This window comes from uncultured Lactobacillus sp. (assembly GCF_947367125.1).
Taxonomy (GTDB): Bacteria; Bacillota; Bacilli; order Lactobacillales; family Lactobacillaceae; genus Lactobacillus.
The window spans coordinates 1-18,235 of sequence record NZ_CANBCQ010000049.1 but is presented as its reverse complement, the minus strand read 5'-3'; the positions used below and the strand labels follow the sequence as shown (position 1 = coordinate 18,235).

The window sequence follows — 18,235 nt, the reverse complement described above, 5'->3', positions numbered from 1 at the left end:
TTCAATGCATCAGTAATTTCTTGCTTCTTCTTGGTTGCAGCTTCTTCGATGGCAGCGTTGGCATCGCTTTGTGCTTTTTGAAGTGCTTCATTATAAGCAGCCATCCATTCAGAAACAGTCTTCTTATCCGTATCACTCTGAACAAAGTCCTTAGCTCCATATACTGAAACTTGATCGCTATCGTTCAACTTACCTAAGTTAACGCTAAATTTACCATCTGCTCCTGTTTCAGCAGTGTAAGGAACTTGAAAAGAAGTTGGATCCCCAGTTGCTTCAGCTGTCCAAAGAGTTTGTGAATCTGTTGGAGCAACTTGGTGAACTTGACCATTTACTGAAATATAAACATATGCGCCCTTATTATCAGCAGTATTTGCATTACCACTCATGGTGTATGTGCCGTCAGCATTTTTAACAAAACTTACATTAGATAAGTTAACTTCTTCACCAGCAGCAACTAAGTTAATCTTGTTTTTAGCATTATTTACAGCAGTTCTAGTTGCTGTAGTTGTAGCTTCATCATAACTAGTTACCTTAGTAACAGTTGGAGTACCATCACTAGCATAAGTAATGTCAATCTCACCGACTGGTTGACCATCAGCTGAGGTCTTTACACCCTTAAATTGAACTTTACCGTTCTTAATTGCAGTGGCACCATTTGGCATTGAAATGTTGAATAGTTTTGGCTGAGTTGAAGTAAAGGTACTACCATTACCAAGTGATACACCAGTAGCTTGGGTACCATCACCAGTTACATCAAAGGTACCATGGTGACTGATAGCAATTGTTGAATTTCCATTTGAAGTAACAACTGAACCCTTGTAATCACCCATGTTAGTAGCATTAACCTTGAATGAACCACCATTAACATTGATGGCAGCATTACCGTTGATGTAAACCGGATCATTCCAACCTTGATAGCGGTAATATGGTGTACCATCAGAATTAATGTTCAAATTACCATTAACGTTAATCGTTGCACCAGAATTCAAGTAAAGAGCACTAGAAAGGTACTTATCTTCGGTATTCTTTGTCAAGTTAATGTCTAGGTTACCACCTTGATCAATATTCAAAGTTGTATCACCTTTTGATGCAATCCCACGGGCAATCCCATCCATATTCATCCCATTAATTTGTTCTGGGCCATTTTGAGTATGTGGATTTAAGGAAACTTGGGCACCATTCTTAACGTTGATTGTTGTTTTTCCCCCATCAACTTCAAGAACATTTGAGTTAGTAGTGGTTAAGGTGACAGTACTACCAGAATTAAAGTTAATTGTGTTCGTTCCAGCAGCAAATTGGATTACCTGTTGATTATTACCACCCTGGCTGGATTGAGACTTATTATTTAGTGGACTGGTATATGAACCCACTGAATGAGCAGTAACATTACCATCAAAGTTAACTGTCGTGTTATATCCAGAATCAGTATAAATTAATTGTGACCCGGTGTAGTTAACATTATCAAAAGTATATGATCCAGCACTTCTAACAATACCGAAATAACTTCTACCATATAAATCTAAGTCTTTGAAAGTAACTCCATAATCGTTACTGTACATGTTGAAGCCATAACCGTTAAAGTCTACAGTATAGTGCTTACCATCAGCAGATTGAATTATGATGTTACGTTTATTAGAAATATTGGTATTGGTGTAGTTGCTACTAGTCTTTTCACCTAAATCAATATTCTTATCAATGTTAATCGTCGTTGCGGTTCCATTTTGAATTGCATCAATTAAGCCATTAGCATCTGTTACAGTGATAGAATTTTCATCTTGAACTGCTGCTTTAGCTTTACTTTCAGTTACTCCAACTACACTGCTTTCATCTACATTAAGAGTTGTAGTTGTTGCTAATGCTGCCTTATCATTGCCCGCTGCTGGAGTAGGATCAGCAGGCTGTTCTTCCTTCACAGCAGATACTGGTGCTTTATTTTCAAGTTGTGCTGTACTGGCCTTTTGATCAACTGAAACTTCTCGCTTCTTTTCAGTTGCTTCAGAGGTTACACTTTCTTGTTTCGCTTCAGAAGCATCGCTTTCTTTATTTACAGCAGAAGTTTGTACTTCCCCATTTTGGTTTTGAGCAGGCTGTTCAGCCGCATGAACAGTTTCATTGCCCATGCCAAAAATAGTCAGTCCAATTAAGACCGAAGCTGCACCTATACTAAACTTTCTAATTGAAAAACGCTGTTTAGTGTCTTCCATTTTTCTTAAACGTTCTTGGAAATTATTCTTACTCATACAATTCCTTCCATAATTACTGACTCATATACAACTTATGTAATATGCTAGCAGTTTGTTATTTTTTATTACTCATTACCTAACTTGTATACTCGCCTTAATTACCTCATCAAATTAGAGAAAAAGTGACTTTTTCTCTAGAATAATTTTCGAGATGAATCTACAGATTTATTATAATGTCCATGTTTTTTTTTTTCAAAATATTTATACTTGATAGTATGAAAAAAACCAGAATTTCAAAATGCGAATTCTGTTTCCTTCAATATCTTCTATTCAAATTTCCAATCAACGGTCCGCTTAAATTCTTCACCTGGTAAAAGCGTAATCCGGCCTAAATCGTCACCCTCTGCCGGTGGCACTTGCGCTTCAAAAGTAATTCCGCAATATGGACCAAAGTTTGAAGTATATTTACCAGTATGATCAAAACCATTACCCGTATAAATAATCAAGGAAGGAGCATTAGTCGTCACTGTTAGCTTATGCTTAGATGACGCTAAGACGGCATTAGGCAGATTTCCATTCAAAATAAATGGATGATCCATGCCATCGCGGTTCTTAATTTGCGGATCATCTGCTTCCAAGACATCCCCAACCCGCTTCATCTTTCTAAAATCAAAAGCTGTCCCAGCAACTTTAGCCATCCCTTGGGCAGGCAAACCAGTCGCATCAACCGGCAAATAATAATCGGCATTCATTTGCATTTGTAGATCCTTGATCGTTTCTTTTTCACCCAAGGTAAAGTAAGTGTGGTTAACCGGGTTGAAAATAGTCAACTGATCGCTAACTGCATTCATTGAATAATGCAAAGTATTATCATTATCCAACTCATAACGTACACGAACCTTTAAATTACCTGGATAATCGTTGTGACCATTAGGATCAAACAAGGTCAAATCAACACGAGCGCCCTTGTCATTGCAGCTTGGCTGAAAGTCCCACACTTCGGTATCGATGCCGCTGCCACCATGAATGTGGTTTTCACCTTCATTAATTGGCAACTGATGCATTTCTAAACCATGCCGCCAAATGCCGCGGCGCACACGACCTGCAATCCGGCCTACTGTGCCACCCAAGTAATTACGCTCCTGGTCATAATCTTCAGGCTTGTCCAATGACAAAATCATATTTTCGCCATCAAGCAAAACCTTTTCCAAAGTTGCACCATAATTAAGCACCTTGACGATCATGCCTTGATCGTTTTCCAATGTAATTTCGCAAAGATCCTTGTTATCTTTGCGACCATATTTAATAAAACTTGTCTTCATCTTTATTACCTTTTTCTTTTTGTATTCGCTTTCACAAATATTATAAATTATTTTCGCAGCAGAATATATCAGTTACCGCTAACAAAAAACGAGACCCATTAGATCTCGCTTTCTGTCTAATTTATCCTAAATATTCTCAATTAAAGCAGTGATAAACTTGTCCCAGCCTTGGTCGCCATCTTCATTATTCTTAAAGACGCCAGCATCTTGCAAGACTTGTTCGAAGACTTCAACTAAAGATTGCTCCATCACTTCATCAATATTAGCGCTAGTAATTTCATTTTCAGCCTTAATTTGATCAGCCCATTCCTGATGGCTGGCTGCCATTTGGTTATCTTGACCTAGCCAGTACTTCTTTACTTCCTCAAGTTCACTCTTAAGTCGCCCTGGCAAAATTGCGCGGCCCATTACTTCAATTAAGCCAATATTTTCCTTCTTAATATGCCACAATTCTTTGTGTGGGTGGAAAATACCTAAAGGATAATTTTCACTAGTATTGTTATCGCGCAAAACCAAGTCAAGCACGAAGTTCTTGCCCTCGCGGTGCATAATTGGAGTTACCGTGTGATGGCGCGTTTTACCATCGAAGGCCTTAATTTGACGAGCAGAATCTGAATAATGATCCCAAAAGTCAATGATCTTGGCACCTAAGTCGATCAAAGACAAAGAATTATCACTAATCAAGCGCAAATCGCTCATTGGCCAGTCAACAATTCCGGCCATAACTTCAGGATAATCATCAAAGACAACTGTCTTCTTAATTTTAGCCTTCATCATTGGGAAAGTATGACGGCCACCTTGATAGTGTTCATGGGCTAGCATTGAACCACCAACAATTGGCAAGTCAGCATTTGAACCAACGAAGTAATGTGACAAAGTTTTTTCAATTTCAACCAAATTAATCAAAGTTTGCTGGTTGATAACCATTGGAATATGCTTTTGATCTAAGAAAATGCAGTGTTCGTTGAAGTAAGCATATGGTGAATATTGAAAGCCCCATGGACGACCGCCGATATTCATGCGGATAATACGCAAATTACTTCTAGCGTTTTTGCCATAACCGCCAAGGTAGCCTTCGTTTTCCAGACAAAGGGCACATTGCGGATATTTTTTACCTGTAGCATGAGCAGCAGCTGCAATTGCCTTAGGGTCCTTTTCAGGCTTAGACAAGTTAATCGTAATTTCTAGGCCATGTCCCTTAGAGCTAGTGCCAGAGAAGACGACGTTTTTGGCAATCGCTTCTTTTTTAACATAATTATTGTTCACACAAAGCTTGTAGAACCAATCAGTAGCCTTTTCAGCTGAGTTTTGCATTTTTTGCCAAAAGATGCCGTTAACCTTCGATGGCGTTGGCGTTGCCAAATCATATAATTGATCATTCAAGACTTCACGTGAAGTGACATCATCAGGAATCTTTTTATTTTGGACGGCTAAATTAACCAATTGCTTAACTGCAGTTTGTTGTTCATTAGCTTCCGCTTTACTAGCCTCATCACCTACTAAAGCGCGAATCTTATTGATCACATAAACACGATCTAGTGGTTCATAAGCGCCACTATTAATAACTTCATCCGCAAATTTTTCAATAACTTTCATGCTTACTTCCCCTATTAAATTCTCTTAGTTCCATCAACAATTTCTGCATCATAGAAGCTAGCATCGTAGCCGATTGCATCACGGTAGATCTTGCCAACTTCTTGCTTAAAGTTTTCTGCTTCAGACTTCTTCACAATCGCAATTGCACTGCCGCCGAAGCCGCCACCGATCATTCTAGCGCCTAATACACCAGGTTGTTTCCAAGAAGTTTCTACTAAAGTATCCAATTCCTTGCCAGTTACTTCATAATCATAATGAAGTGAAATATGTGAAGCGTTGATTAAACGACCTAATTTTGCCAAATCGCCCGCCTTCATAGCCTTAGTTGCCCGCAAAGTTCTTTGGTTTTCGCTAACGGCATGGCGCGCACGCTTCAATTCAGTTTCATCATTAATGAGGTAGGAATATTCATCTAAAGTATCATTATCAAGTTCACCTAAGGACTTAATATCCAATTGCTTTTGTAATTTTTCTAAAGCATTATGACATTCACGTACACGATTGTTATAAGCGGAGTCAGTTAAAGTATGTTCCTTGTTGGTAGCCATAATGATAATTTCATAGTCACCTAAAGCAAGTGGCAAATATTCATAGTCTAAGCTATTGCAATCAAGAAAAATGGCACTATCTTTTTTACCCATAATACAGGCAAATTGGTCCATGATTCCTGAGTTTAAACCCACAAATTCATTTTCTGTTCTTTGGCCCATCTTGGCTAAAGCAATGCGGTCAACATCTAGGTCAAATTCATCCTTCAAGATGATGCCCATTAGCATCTCGATTGCAGCACTTGATGATAAGCCTGAACCTGATGGCAAGTTAGCCTTGATGTAAAGGTTAAAACCATGATCGATGTTGTCGTACTTTTCACGTAAATAAGCGATCATACCCTTGAAGTAATTTGTCCAGAAGCGGTCATCTTTTTCAACAGTGGTGTCATCAATGTTAAATTCAACAATATCGCCGTCTACATTGCCTGAGAAAAGACGGACCTTCTTATCTTCTCTTGGACCATAAATGCCATAAACACCCAAACTAATGGCAGCTGGGAAAACGTGACCACCGTTGTAGTCAGTGTGTTCACCAATTACGTTAATTCGGCCAGGTGAAAAGAAGACGTCCTTGCCCTTTTCACCAAAAGTTGTTTCATATTCTTTAAGCAATTCTTCTTTATTCATTGTTTTTACCTCAAATTCGTTCTGTAATCGTTTTCAATTATTAGTATATCTCTTCAGTTTCTTTTAGTAAATGGTTTACTTAAATAAATAAAATATTTATTTAAAATCTAACTTTATTTTCCTAGAAATACTTTTATTGTCCTATAACTACTATTCAAATATAATAAATATAGGAATAAACCGACCATGATGAGTTCGTATGTAAACGTGAACTTATTTTTTAACATAATTACAAAAAAGCATCATTTAACAATTTCTCTGTTGAATGATGCTCTTTTAATTCTAATTATTTAACCAACACTTGCACATCCCAAGCCTTCATTTGTTTATGAGCTGGCTGATTAGTCAAAATATCCTGATACCCAGCAAATTTTTCTGGCAATTCACGTTCATCATTACTCATATTCAAAACGAAGTATAATTCCTTGCCATCTTTAGTAATTCGCTTCGTTACTTCAAGCTGATTGCCAGCGGCCACTAACGATTCAATGTCAGCAGTCAAGACAATATGATTGAACAATTGAGTTAAACCAACATGATCCAGTTTAGTACCAACATACCAAGCTTTACCTTGACCATATTGATTTTCAGTAATGGCGGCAGTGCCTTGATAAAATTCATTAGCATATTTCGCCAACACTTTAGCAGTTTCAGGGTGAATCAAGTCGCAGACTAAGCCAGCTTCATAACTCTGATCCTTTAACGAAACATAAGTCTTGTGACCTGGCACTACTGCGTCGCTTTCTTCAACCCAAATGCCAGTAACATCCTTCAGCGGACCAGGATAGCCGCCCAGATAAACATTGTCGCTTTCATTAACCATGCCCGACATGTAGCTGGTAACGAAATCACCACCATTTTTAACATAAGCATTGATCTTGTCAGCCAAGCCAGTTTTCACCATGTATAAAACCGGGGCAACTACTAAGTCATATTGACTGAAGTCATCATCAACGCTAATTACATCAGTTGGAATATTTCGTTCATAAAACTGGCGATAATAATCAAGAATTGAGTCAACGTAATGCAGGTCTTGGCTAATGCCATCGACATATTCATAAGACCAGAAATTGCTCCAGTCAAAAATAATAGCAACTTTAGCCTTAGTCTCTGAGCCGAGAATGGTCGATCCCGCCTGCTTTAACTTTTGCCCTAAGTCAGTTAATTCATGAAAGACTCGTGTGTCAGTTCTTTGCGAGTGCGCAATTACTGCACTATGGAATTTTTCGGAGCCACCTACTGCTTGTTTTAATTGGAAAAACTGTACGGTATCTGCCCCGTGAGCGACTGCTTGCAATTCCGTAGCCGCCATCTGACCTGGCCGCTTCAAGGGACTATATGGCTGCCAGTTAACCTGCGAAGGTGCCGATTCCATTAACATGAACGGCTGCTTTTTTAGACTACGCATCAAATCATAAAGAAAAGCTGGCAAGTACTTTGGCGCATCATAAGTTGGATAAGAATCATAAGAAATGATGTCTTGATCTTGAGCCCACTTTTGATAATCAATCATCTTATTCGGTAAACTATGGAAGTTAGTCGTCACTAGTGCTTCTGGGTCATATTTTTTAATAATCGCCTTCTCCATGCGGAAAAGTTTTTGCATGCTTTCAGATTGGAAACACAAGTAGTCAATTGATAAGCCGGCCACAATCGTCTCGCTACCTTCAGGACCCCAGGCATCCCCCAGTTCGTTTGGCACAACAATTTCATCCCAATTGTGAATCGTATGACTCCACACATTCATATTCCAAGCCCGATTCAAGTTGTCTAAAGTCTGATACTTGTCTTTCAGCCAAGTCCGAAAAGCATTTTGACAATTCTCACAGTAGCAATTACCACCATATTCATTATTCACATGCCAGACTGCAAGATGAGGGTTATCGCCGTATCTTTGCACTAATTTTTCAACTAATTGGCTAGCTAATCTTTGATAATTCTTGCTATTCGGGCAAAAGTTATGCCGCTGACCAAAAACGTGGCGCCTGCCTTGATAATCAACGCGGGCAACATCCGGATACTTTTTAAACATCCAAGCCGGCATGGCCGCTGTTGATGTGGCCATTACAATGTCAAAATCTGCATCTGATAGTTCCTGCACAATTTTATCCAATTTTGCAAAATCATACTTGCCTTCTTCAGGCTCCAGTAAGCTCCAAGAAAAAACATTGATGGTTGCGGAATTTATATTTGCTTGTTTAAAGACCTTAATATCTTGCTTCCAAGTATCTTCAGACCATTGATCGGGGTTATAGTCACCGCCATATAAAAAACGTGTTAATTCTTTAGTCATTTTTATTCCTCTACTTAAATTGAACATCTATTACTTTTTCACCATGTTTAACTGTTGATCCAGCAGCAATTGGGCTAACCTTCTTAATTCGTCCTGGTTGTGTATAGAAGGTAATAATTGTATCTTGATAACCATTTTTAAGAGCTAAGTCACGATCAAAATCTAATAGTAAATCGCCCTTTTTAACCGTTTGACCATCATCATAGTAGGTTTCAAAACCTTCCCCCCGTAAGTTAACCGTACCTAAACCAACATGAACTACTACTTGTAAGCCATTATTTGAAACAATTTCAAAGGCATGCTTGGTACCAAAGGTGTACTTAACTACCCCATCAAATGGTGCATAAATATTGCCGCTAGCAGGTTCAATTGCAAAGCCTTTTCCTGGGAATGGCTTGCCATCTTCATCAGTTACCGCTGACATTTGCATTAATTGACCATCAGCTGGTGCATAAATCGTTTGATCTTGTGGCCGATTTGCTTGAGCATTACCACTTGCTTCAATCTTGCCTTCAGCTAATTGGTTCTTCAATTCTTCAACTACTTCTGCATGTTTCTTTTCAGACAAGGTTACTTTAGTCAAAAAGACAATAATTGATAAAACAGCTAAAGCCAATGGAATGTACAAGGCCATCATGTTAAAGGTATTGATATCTTTGCTGGTCATATCAGCTGCAGTAGCTGAACCAGTCATCCCAGCAGCGATTGCGACATAACCAACTAAGGCATTAGATACTGCTCCAGTAAATTTATCAATCATTGGCCGTACAGCTAAGACTACGGCTTCATTTCTTTGGCCATTCTTAAGCTGACCATATTCAATTGCATCAGTTAAGGTTAAAACTGTAACTAATTGGGCAAAGTTAATATTTAATAATACTAAGCCTAAGTCCATTAAAACTACATTGTCACGGCCAAAAATGAATAAAAGATAGGCTAAAACCATGCAAGTTTGACCAGCAATGAACAACCATTTTCTTGGGATATATTTATTTAAAATTGGGAAACTTGGACTAATACAGAAGCCAATAATTGTTGCAATTACCCCAACAACCCAGAAGTCGTTTGGCTTGCCAATGATGAATTTATACATGTAGAACAAAACACCATTAGTAATTACATAAGCAAGTGAGTAAAGCAAATAAGCTAAACTTGGCCATAAAATTTGATCATTATGGAAAATTGCTCCGAATACTTGACGCAAAGTAGTCTTTTGCTTAGCAGAGTTTCTAATAATATTGTGCTTTTCTTTTGTACCAAAGCAAACAATCAAGGCACAAATAATCGCTAAAACTGAAATTACCGCTGCAAAAGCAAACCAACCAGGTGTCCCTTCTTCATGCTTGCCCGTGACTGTATAAGTTACAGCAGTAACTAATGGCACCACGATAATGGTTAAACCATTCCAACCAATCGTACCTGAAAAAGCACCTAAAGAAGTATAAATACCACGCGCATGTGAATCTTCACTTAAAGCTGGTACCATGCCCCAGTAAGAAACATCTGACAAAGAATAAAAGATATCAAAGCCGATGTAAATCAGGACGAATAAAATGGCAAAGAGCACCCAGCTCTTTTGAGCTAAACCAAAAATTCCGGTAAATAATACTAGCAGTAATACTGCACTAACCACCGTACCAATTAAAATCCAAGGCTTAAATTTACCCCATCTAGTTTTGGTATTATCAACAATATTACCTAAAATTGGATCAATGACTAGTTCCGCAATTCTGATCACCACCATTAAACCAGTGATCAAGCCAATCAAACGATCGGCCACGGACTGATTTAGTCCGTTGAACATCCCACTAGTAATAAAAATAATAAAATATGTGCTCATCACACCATAAAATGCTGAGTGACCTAAGTTACCCAAACAAAATGATGCATAGGAAAGGATTTGTTTTCCTGAGTTACCACTATGTTTCATAATTTGCCCCCTAAAGCAGTTTTTATTTGTAATCGTTTACATAACTAAGTATATGCTTATTCCAATTTAAGTAAATATTTTATTTTTATTTACTAAATAATTTACTAGGACATTATAAAAAGAGAATGCTTTATCTTAGCATTCTCTTTTTAATTCATTACTAAAAAATATTTTTATTTACTAAAAGCTTTACCTTTAGGGACAAAACTCTTCCGCACGACTAATTCGGTATTCATATTTACATCAATATGGGCCCGATTAGGTTGAATAATCAAATTGGTTAGCATATTTAGCGCCATATCAATCATTTCTTGTTGATTAATGTTATAAGAAGAAAGCGGCGGTGACACATATTTAACTACATTACTATTATTGATACTCAAAATTGCCGTGTCTTTTGGAACATTAATATTTTCTTCGTTAAATGCCTGCAATACGCCCACTGCCAAAGTATCAGAAGCAATTAAAAATGCATCAGGCAGATTGCCTTTGCATTTAGCAAGTGCCTCTTTGCCTAAGCGATAGCCATTATCCACGCCGAATGGACCGCTGACAAACATTAAGCTAGTATCCATTCCTCTGACTTTAAGATATTCCGCAAAAGTAGTTGCCCGCAGATCGCTTTCTTGAATATGATCATGCTTAGGACCCACTCCACCAATAAAGCCAATTCGTTGATAGCCTTTTTCAATAAATAAATCAACTGCGTTTTTTACGGTTAAAGCTAAATTTGGCCTAATCGAATCAAATAATTCTGGTGCTGGATTGGTATCAACAAAAACGCCATTAGGCAAAACTTCATGCAATTTTTTTAAAGTAGCATTCTCAATCGGTGCTGCGCCTACGCCGATAAAGCCTTGAAAAAGTGAAGCATGTTTAATTAAATCTTCCGCATCATAAAAAGTCTTCATTTGTAGTGATTCTGCTTCAACAGTTGAAATTAGCGCTTGTTTTAATGAAGTAAAGTATTCATCCTGCAATTGCTCCTCATGATTTACTCGGTACAAAAGCGCAATCGTAGGCCGAATTCTCTTTTCCTGATGGTCTTTCCAATAGCCTAATTTATTAGCAATCTCTAAAATTTTATTTTTAGTATCAGCAGTAATTGATAAATTAGGATCATTATTCAATAAGCGCGAAACGGTAGCCGATGAATAGCCCGCCTCCTGCGCTATTTCCTTAATTGTTGTCATGTTTATTTCTTTTCTATCTTACAAATAATTTTTAACTTTATTATACAAAATATTTACGCAATTCCAATAAATATTATTATCACTTTTTCTAACTGCGCCGAAATCAAAAAGACCAATTTTTAAAATGATTTCTAGTAAATATTTTATTTAATAAGTAAATTATTTATTTAGTGATATAATGTAAGTGTTCTCATTATTAGTTTTTTTATAGAAATCAGGTATTCGCATGAAAGCAAATCTTAGCTGGCTTGATGATCCCGAAGTTTTCCGTGTTAATCAAGTTCCTGCCCACAGCGATCATCCCTACTTTAAGAATTATCGCGAGTGGCAAAAGCAAACTAGTAGTTTTGTTCAAAGTTTAAATGGCAACTGGCGCTTTAACTTTTCACCCAATCCGCAAACTCGCCCAGTTGATTTTTTCAAAACAGATTTTGACTCATCATCATTTGATCAAATTCCAGTTCCTAGCGAAATTGAATTAAACAATTACGCTCAGAATCAATATATTAATACTCTTTTCCCTTGGGAAGGAAAAATCTACCGGCGTCCTACCTACAGCCTTAAGCAAAAAGTAGCTGGTTCTTTTAGCCAAGCAAAAGACAACACTGTTGGCTCTTACATTAAGCATTTTGATTTAAATCCTGCTTTACAAGGCCGCAATGTTCACATTGTTTTTGAAGGAGTCGAGCGAGCAATGTACGTTTGGCTCAACGGCCATTTTGTCGGTTATGCCGAAGATAGTTTCACTCCTTCGGAATTTGATCTAACGCCTTATATTAAAGACAAAAATAATATTTTAGCAGTTGAAGTTTTCAAACATAGCACAGCTTCTTTCTTAGAAGACCAAGATATGTTCCGCTTCTCTGGCATTTTCCGTTCGGTTGAGTTATTAGGATTACCTGAGACTCATCTAGTAGACTTAGATTTAAAGCCAGAAGTTACCGATAATTACCAAGATGGGATCTTTAACGCTCAATTGCATTTTACAGGCAAAAACGTTGGTTCAGTTCACTTATTTGTCGAAGATATTAATGGCAAAACACTGCTCAAGCAAAAAGTAAAACTTGCTTCAACCGTTAAAATTGAAAATGAACTTTTGAAAAATGTGCATCTTTGGGATAATCATGACCCATATTTATATCAATTAATTATTGAAGTTCACGCCGAAAATGGTGACTTGCTTGAATTAATTCCTTACCAATTTGGTTTTAGAAAAGTCGAAATTAATGCTGATAAGGTCGTTTTATTAAATGGACACCGCCTAATTATCAACGGGGTTAACCGCCATGAATGGGATATGAAGCGCGGACGTGCCATTACCTTAACCGATATGAAGCAAGATATTAATACCTTTAAGGAAAACAATATTAATGCTGTGCGCACTTGCCATTATCCTAACCAAATTCCGTGGTATTATCTTTGTGATCAAAATGGAATTTATGTTATGGCTGAAAACAATTTGGAATCTCATGGCACCTGGCAAAAGATGGGACAAATCGAGCCTTCAGATAATGTTCCTGGTTCAATTCCTGAATGGCGTGAAGCTGTAATTGATCGTGCCCGCAGCAATTATGAAACTTTTAAAAACCATACCGCGATTCTTTTCTGGTCACTTGGCAATGAATCATATGCTGGTAAAAATATTGCAGCGATGAACAAATTTTACAAATCACATGATCATAGTCGCTTAACTCACTACGAGGGCGTAGTTCATACCCCAGAATTAAAGGAGCAAATTTCTGATCTTGAAAGCTGGATGTATTTGCCACCAAAAGATGTGGAAGCATACCTTAAAGACAAGCCGCAAAAGCCATTTGTGGAATGTGAATACATGCATGACATGGGTAATTCTGATGGTGGTATGGGCTCATACATTAAATTGCTGGACCAATATCCGCAATACTTAGGTGGCTTTATTTGGGATTTTATCGATCAAGCCCTATTAGTCCACGACCTAATTAGCGGGCAAGATGTTTTACGTTATGGCGGCGACTTCGATGATCGTCATTCCGATTATGAATTTTCAGGCGACGGCTTAATGTTTGCCGATCGGACGCCAAAACCAGCAATGCAGGAGGTTAAATACTACTATGGCTTACACAAATAACTTGCAAGTGATCTATGGTGACGCAACTTTAGGCGTTAATACTCAAGATAAGCAGTACATTTTTAGCTATGAACGAGGCGGTTTAGAATCTTTAAAAATTCGCGGCAAAGAATGGCTCTACCGCGTTCCTACACCCACTTTTTGGCGGGCAACTACCGATAACGATCGTGGCAGCAGCTTTAATTTAAAGGCAGCTCAATGGCTCGGTGCCGATATGTTTACACACTGCACTAAAATTCAGCTCAAAGTTGACCAACATCGCTTTACCGAATTGCCAGTTGCCCCGATTAACAACCAATTCTCAAATCATGAGTTTGCTCACCAAGTCGAAATCACGTTTATTTATGAAACTTTGACTACCCCTCAAACAAAAGTTGAAATTACTTACCAAATTGATAATAATGGTCATGTTACAATTAAAATGCATTATTATGGTAAAAAAGATTTGCCGCCGCTACCAGTAATTGGAATGCGTTTCATTATGCCTACTCTAGCTAGTGGTTTTGAATATGATGGTTTATCCGGTGAAACTTATCCTGACCGGATGGCTGGAGCCAGTGCTGGTACTTTTAAAATTAAGGGCTTGCCAGTAACTAAGTATCTAGTACCGCAAGAAAATGGGATGCATATGCAAACTAAGCGGCTCACAATCACTAGAAATACTACACTCAATAATGCTGACAATTCTAATGAAGACTTCAATCTTACAGTTGAACAAACAGGTCAACCATTCAATTTTAGTTGTTTGCCTTATACTGCCGAAGAACTAGAAAATGCCACGCACATTGAGGAACTTCCTTTAGCTCGTAGAACAGTGTTAGTAATTGCTGGAGCTGTGCGCGGCGTTGGCGGGATTGATAGCTGGGGCAGCGATGTTGAAGATCAATATCAAATTGACCCTAGTCAAGATTGCGAATTTTCATTTAGATTGCTTTAGTTTTAAATATTTTATTTAAATCAGTAAATTATTTACTAAAATATGTGCTATAATGTAATCGATTTCAATAAAAGATAATAACTAATATTAAAGGAGTATAAAATATGAAAGTTTTAGTTGTCGGTGGTGCGGGCTATATCGGTTCACACGCCGTACGCGAATTAGTTAAAGAAGGAAATGACGTCGTTGTTTTAGATGCCTTGTATACTGGTCACAGAAAGGCTGTTGATCCCAAGGCTAAGTTTTACCAAGGCGATATTGAAGATACCTTCTTAGTAAGCAAGATCTTACGGGATGAAAAGATTGATGCCGTGATGCACTTTGCCGCTTACTCATTGGTACCTGAATCAGTTAAAAAGCCACTTAAATACTATGATAACAACGTTACTGGCATGATTTCATTATTACAAGCAATGAATGATGCCGGCGTTAAGTACTTAGTCTTCTCTAGTTCTGCCGCAACTTACGGTATTCCTAAGAAGTTGCCAATCACTGAAGATACCCCACTTAACCCAATCAACCCATACGGTGAAACCAAGATGATGATGGAAAAGATCATGGCTTGGGCTGACAAGGCTGATGGCATTAAGTACACTGCCTTACGTTACTTCAACGTAGCCGGTGCTTCAAGCGATGGTACCATTGGTGAAGACCATGCGCCAGAAACTCACTTGATTCCAAACATTTTGAAGAGTGCTATTTCTGGTGATGGTAAATTTACTATTTTTGGTGATGATTACAATACTAAAGACGGTACTAATGTCCGTGACTATGTTCAAGTAGAAGACTTGATCGATGCTCACATTTTAGCATTGAAGCATATGATGAAGACTAATAAGTCAGATGTCTTCAACTTGGGTACTGCACATGGCTACTCAAACCTTGAAATTTTGGAAAGTGCTAAGAAAGTTACCGGCATTGACATCCCTTACACAATGGGTCCACGCCGTGGCGGCGACCCTGACTCACTTGTTGCTGACTCAACCAAGGCTCGTACAGTTCTTGGTTGGAAGCCAAAGCACGAAAACGTAGATGATGTTATCGCAACTGCTTGGAACTGGCACAAGAGCCACCCAAAGGGTTACGAAGATAAGTAAATTAATTAAGAAATATTATTAAGGAAATTTCTATCAGAAACTAATCGTTTTTCAAACTATTTTCTACATCTATTATCTAAAAAATACCGCTGGTTGATTGAACTAGCGGTATTTTTGTTTGTATTTTTACTTATTTTACTACACTTTATTTGCTAGTGTAGTAAAAAATCCCCGAAAGTACAATAGCCTTCGGGGATTTTTTAACTTAATTTTATTTAGGGGAGAGAAATTATTACTAATTAAGTTTATTCATCTCATTAATTTATATCTTTTATCCTTTAACAATCCATTATCAATATCGGAAGAACTAACTGGTATGCCAAACAAGCGCTCATTTTGCCACAAATCAAACAAATCAGCGGGCATCATTTGATCAAATTCATCTTCTGAAGCCATTAAATCCTGATAGATTCGTGATTGGAAAAAAATTTAAAGCCTGTTTAGGATAAATGTTTAACCGCTTAGCAATTAGATCACTAGTAGCTTCAGCTAATTGGTTATGAAATTGCTTTTCCCTAATTTCCGAGGGGCATTTAACTCCTCCTTATCTGCAAGCTACATAATACTTCATATGACTTTTTAATAAATAGAAGCTGTATTTATTTAACATTTTATATTAACTAAATTTCTCTAACAACTCATGATACTTTTCATCTGAAATCGGTTGAATGGACCCATGACGTTTCTTTATTTTTCCAAAATCATAATCTGGTGCAATACACCAATCATCAGGATTGGTCGAAATAATATCTGTAGTTAAAATTGGCAAATAACCGCCTCTTGTACTAAATTGATCAACGTATAAACACCAACGATGTAAATTTCCTAAATAGGCCCTTCAACAATATCTCCTTTAATTCCTAAATCAAGACCTTGCAGACATATTACTTTTTGCCATGGACCATTTAAATCTAAAGCTTTTTCAATTTTAATCTTGTCATCTCGTGAAGCTCGAACATATTCTTGACCATCCCAAACAATTGTCGTATCAATAATATCTTGATTATTTCGTTTAAATATTTTGAAAATTGTTTACAGTCAGTAGTATGAGAACTTAAAATCATGGTATTTTTTTGCTCATTAAGTAAGTTCGAAGCCCAATAGACAAAATAGTTATGATTCTTCGCATCCCAAATAGCTTCTGGTGCCCAAGCCATCCCTACATTATCAGGAATCACTCTTGTCAGCCAAGGGACAGACCAATTTACTAAATCTTCACTTTTCCAAATAATCAATGATTTGCTACCATCAGTTGTTGCATTTGAATTTGCCCACCTTCCCCGATGATAGATCAATAGATCAGTTCCAATTAAATAATACCCTTAAAATATAAAAATACATATTTAGTCATAATTGCTGGTGAATGATGAATGATGTTCTTAAATCCTTAAAAATCTTTATTATTTCTTCGGTTTGTTGAGCATCATAATTTGAAATACCAATATATAAAGCTTTTCCTTCTTTAACCAATTGATCTAATGCTTCAGCAGTTTCTTCAAGAGGTGTATTAGGATCTGGACGATGAGAATAAAAAATATCAACATAACCCAATCTCAAACGTTCCAAACTTTGATCAGCACTAGCAATAATCGATTTTCTTGAACCCCATTCTCCATAAGGGCTCTCCCACATATGATAGCCTGCCTTACTACTAATTATCATCTCATCCCGATAAGGCTTCATATCAGTAGCCATAATCCGACCCAAGTTTTCTTCGGCACTACCAGGAATTGGACCATAATTATTGGCTAAATCAAAAGCTTGATGAATAATCGCTTTTTGATTTTCAAAGGCATCAACACTGCCTATCTATTTATCACCTATGGTGGTTTAACGCGTGAAGGCAGATATAATATGTGCTTATTTAGATCTAGAACAACATCCTATCTATACTAAATGGGAAACAAATGATGCTACTAAACAATCTAATCAGAAATATGGTATAAAATTGGAAGGAAATTACAATTTTAGTTGCTTACCTTATGCTTATATGTCACCTGGACATAATTCTGCTTTTATTGATAAAAATGGAAACTGTTTTTTAGTTAATCACGCTCGTTTCAATAACGGTTCTGAATATCATGAACTACGTGTAAAACAGATGATTATGACCAATATTGGGTGACCTATTCCGCTTCCTTTTGAAGATACAGGTAAAGAAGAAAAGATCACATCAAAGAATATTTTGGATATCATTAAACAAATACCTGGTCAATATGAATTCGTAAATAATGGTAGAGCCACATCAAGTACTCCTATTGCTAAATCTTCAATTAAATTAGAAAAAAACAATAGAACTTCAGGTGGAATTAACAGTACATGGGAGACTGTAAAATAGTTTGTGTAAGGATGAATGATTCCTTAAATTTATTTCTTTAAACATTAGAAAAAGGAGTTCC

The 18,235-nt window shown here is 37.2% G+C and carries 15 protein-coding genes and 1 pseudogene; 5 read left to right on the top strand and 11 right to left on the bottom strand.

What is annotated here, in order from left to right; all coding sequences use genetic code 11:
- The 7 genes from Q0Y84_RS11285 to Q0Y84_RS11255 form a co-directional block, all read right to left on the bottom strand.
- The coding region (locus Q0Y84_RS11285) for a YSIRK-type signal peptide-containing protein (protein ID WP_297953741.1) at positions 1-2,240 on the bottom strand (2,240 nt) is incomplete at its 3' end.
- A 269-nt stretch (positions 2,241-2,509) separates the two neighbouring features.
- Positions 2,510-3,505 carry an aldose epimerase family protein gene (locus tag Q0Y84_RS11280; RefSeq protein ID WP_297953738.1) on the bottom strand — a complete coding sequence of 332 codons (996 nt, stop codon included), beginning with the start codon at positions 3,503-3,505 and terminating at the stop codon, positions 2,510-2,512.
- A 126-nt stretch (positions 3,506-3,631) separates the two neighbouring features.
- Entirely contained in the window at positions 3,632-5,101 is a 1,470-nt protein-coding gene (locus Q0Y84_RS11275; RefSeq protein ID WP_297953735.1) for a UDP-glucose--hexose-1-phosphate uridylyltransferase, read from the bottom strand.
- A gap of 14 nt (positions 5,102-5,115) precedes the next feature.
- Complete coding sequence (locus tag Q0Y84_RS11270; RefSeq protein WP_297953732.1) at positions 5,116-6,279, bottom strand: galactokinase; 1,164 nt, start codon at positions 6,277-6,279, stop codon at positions 5,116-5,118.
- A gap of 286 nt (positions 6,280-6,565) precedes the next feature.
- Positions 6,566-8,572: a beta-galactosidase gene (locus Q0Y84_RS11265; RefSeq protein WP_297953729.1), complete on the bottom strand. Its 2,007-nt coding sequence runs from the start codon at positions 8,570-8,572 to the stop codon at positions 6,566-6,568.
- 10 nt (positions 8,573-8,582) lie between these two features.
- Complete coding sequence (locus Q0Y84_RS11260) at positions 8,583-10,502, bottom strand: glycoside-pentoside-hexuronide (GPH):cation symporter (protein WP_297953726.1); 1,920 nt, start codon at positions 10,500-10,502, stop codon at positions 8,583-8,585.
- A 173-nt stretch (positions 10,503-10,675) separates the two neighbouring features.
- Entirely contained in the window at positions 10,676-11,695 is a 1,020-nt protein-coding gene (locus Q0Y84_RS11255; RefSeq protein ID WP_297953723.1) for a LacI family DNA-binding transcriptional regulator, read from the bottom strand.
- 226 nt (positions 11,696-11,921) lie between these two features.
- Here Q0Y84_RS11255 and Q0Y84_RS11250 point away from each other — a divergent pair, with 226 nt between their 5' ends.
- The 3 genes from Q0Y84_RS11250 to galE all read left to right on the top strand — a co-directional run bounded on the left by Q0Y84_RS11250 (position 11,922) and on the right by galE (position 15,836).
- Entirely contained in the window at positions 11,922-13,802 is a 1,881-nt protein-coding gene (locus Q0Y84_RS11250) for a glycoside hydrolase family 2 TIM barrel-domain containing protein (RefSeq protein WP_297953719.1), read from the top strand.
- Positions 13,786-14,739, top strand: a complete 954-nt coding sequence (locus Q0Y84_RS11245) for a beta-galactosidase small subunit (RefSeq protein ID WP_297953716.1) — start codon at positions 13,786-13,788, stop codon at positions 14,737-14,739. Before Q0Y84_RS11250 ends, Q0Y84_RS11245 begins: the two co-directional genes overlap by 17 nt.
- A gap of 104 nt (positions 14,740-14,843) precedes the next feature.
- A complete protein-coding gene (gene galE / locus Q0Y84_RS11240) occupies positions 14,844-15,836 on the top strand; it encodes a UDP-glucose 4-epimerase GalE (RefSeq protein WP_297953714.1) in 993 nt (330 codons plus the stop codon).
- Positions 15,837-16,085: 249 nt separating this feature from the next.
- On the opposite strand, the gene Q0Y84_RS11235 is transcribed toward galE, so the two are convergent.
- The 4 genes and pseudogenes from Q0Y84_RS11235 to Q0Y84_RS11220 all read right to left on the bottom strand — a co-directional run.
- Positions 16,086-16,232 carry a hypothetical protein gene (locus tag Q0Y84_RS11235; protein WP_297953711.1) on the bottom strand — a complete coding sequence of 49 codons (147 nt, stop codon included), beginning with the start codon at positions 16,230-16,232 and terminating at the stop codon, positions 16,086-16,088.
- Positions 16,233-16,452: 220 nt separating this feature from the next.
- The gene (locus Q0Y84_RS11230) at positions 16,453-16,605 is read right to left on the bottom strand and encodes a hypothetical protein (RefSeq protein ID WP_297953708.1); all 153 of its coding nucleotides are present in this window, start codon (positions 16,603-16,605) and stop codon (positions 16,453-16,455) included.
- Positions 16,606-16,747: 142 nt separating this feature from the next.
- Entirely contained in the window at positions 16,748-17,131 is a 384-nt protein-coding gene (locus Q0Y84_RS11225) for a hypothetical protein (protein WP_297953705.1), read from the bottom strand.
- Between the two features lie 61 nt (positions 17,132-17,192).
- Positions 17,193-17,642, bottom strand: a pseudogene (locus Q0Y84_RS11220) (aldo/keto reductase); the annotation flags it as partial.
- 31 nt (positions 17,643-17,673) lie between these two features.
- Between Q0Y84_RS11220 and Q0Y84_RS11215 the strand changes: the two are divergent.
- Together Q0Y84_RS11215 and Q0Y84_RS12345 are read left to right on the top strand one after the other, a co-directional pair.
- Complete coding sequence (locus Q0Y84_RS11215) at positions 17,674-17,961, top strand: hypothetical protein (RefSeq protein ID WP_297953702.1); 288 nt, start codon at positions 17,674-17,676, stop codon at positions 17,959-17,961.
- A 60-nt stretch (positions 17,962-18,021) separates the two neighbouring features.
- Complete coding sequence (locus tag Q0Y84_RS12345; RefSeq protein WP_366791895.1) at positions 18,022-18,174, top strand: glycoside hydrolase family 43 C-terminal domain-containing protein; 153 nt, start codon at positions 18,022-18,024, stop codon at positions 18,172-18,174.
- The last annotated feature ends 61 nt before the right edge of the window (positions 18,175-18,235 follow it).

Bases quoted from the DNA above. Each gene is read 5' to 3' on its own strand.
- Q0Y84_RS11260 (WP_297953726.1), bottom strand. From the start codon at position 10,502: ATGAAACATAGTGGTAACTCAGGAAAACAAATCCTTTCCTATGCATCA.
- galE (WP_297953714.1), top strand. From the start codon at position 14,844: ATGAAAGTTTTAGTTGTCGGTGGTGCGGGCTATATCGGTTCACACGCC.
- Q0Y84_RS11270 (WP_297953732.1), bottom strand. From the start codon at position 6,279: ATGAATAAAGAAGAATTGCTTAAAGAATATGAAACAACTTTTGGTGAA.
- Q0Y84_RS11275 (WP_297953735.1), bottom strand. From the start codon at position 5,101: ATGAAAGTTATTGAAAAATTTGCGGATGAAGTTATTAATAGTGGCGCT.
- Q0Y84_RS11255 (WP_297953723.1), bottom strand. From the start codon at position 11,695: ATGACAACAATTAAGGAAATAGCGCAGGAGGCGGGCTATTCATCGGCT.
- Q0Y84_RS11280 (WP_297953738.1), bottom strand. From the start codon at position 3,505: ATGAAGACAAGTTTTATTAAATATGGTCGCAAAGATAACAAGGATCTT.
- Q0Y84_RS11235 (WP_297953711.1), bottom strand. From the start codon at position 16,232: ATGGCTTCAGAAGATGAATTTGATCAAATGATGCCCGCTGATTTGTTT.
- Q0Y84_RS11265 (WP_297953729.1), bottom strand. From the start codon at position 8,572: ATGACTAAAGAATTAACACGTTTTTTATATGGCGGTGACTATAACCCC.
- Q0Y84_RS11250 (WP_297953719.1), top strand. From the start codon at position 11,922: ATGAAAGCAAATCTTAGCTGGCTTGATGATCCCGAAGTTTTCCGTGTT.
- Q0Y84_RS11245 (WP_297953716.1), top strand. From the start codon at position 13,786: ATGGCTTACACAAATAACTTGCAAGTGATCTATGGTGACGCAACTTTA.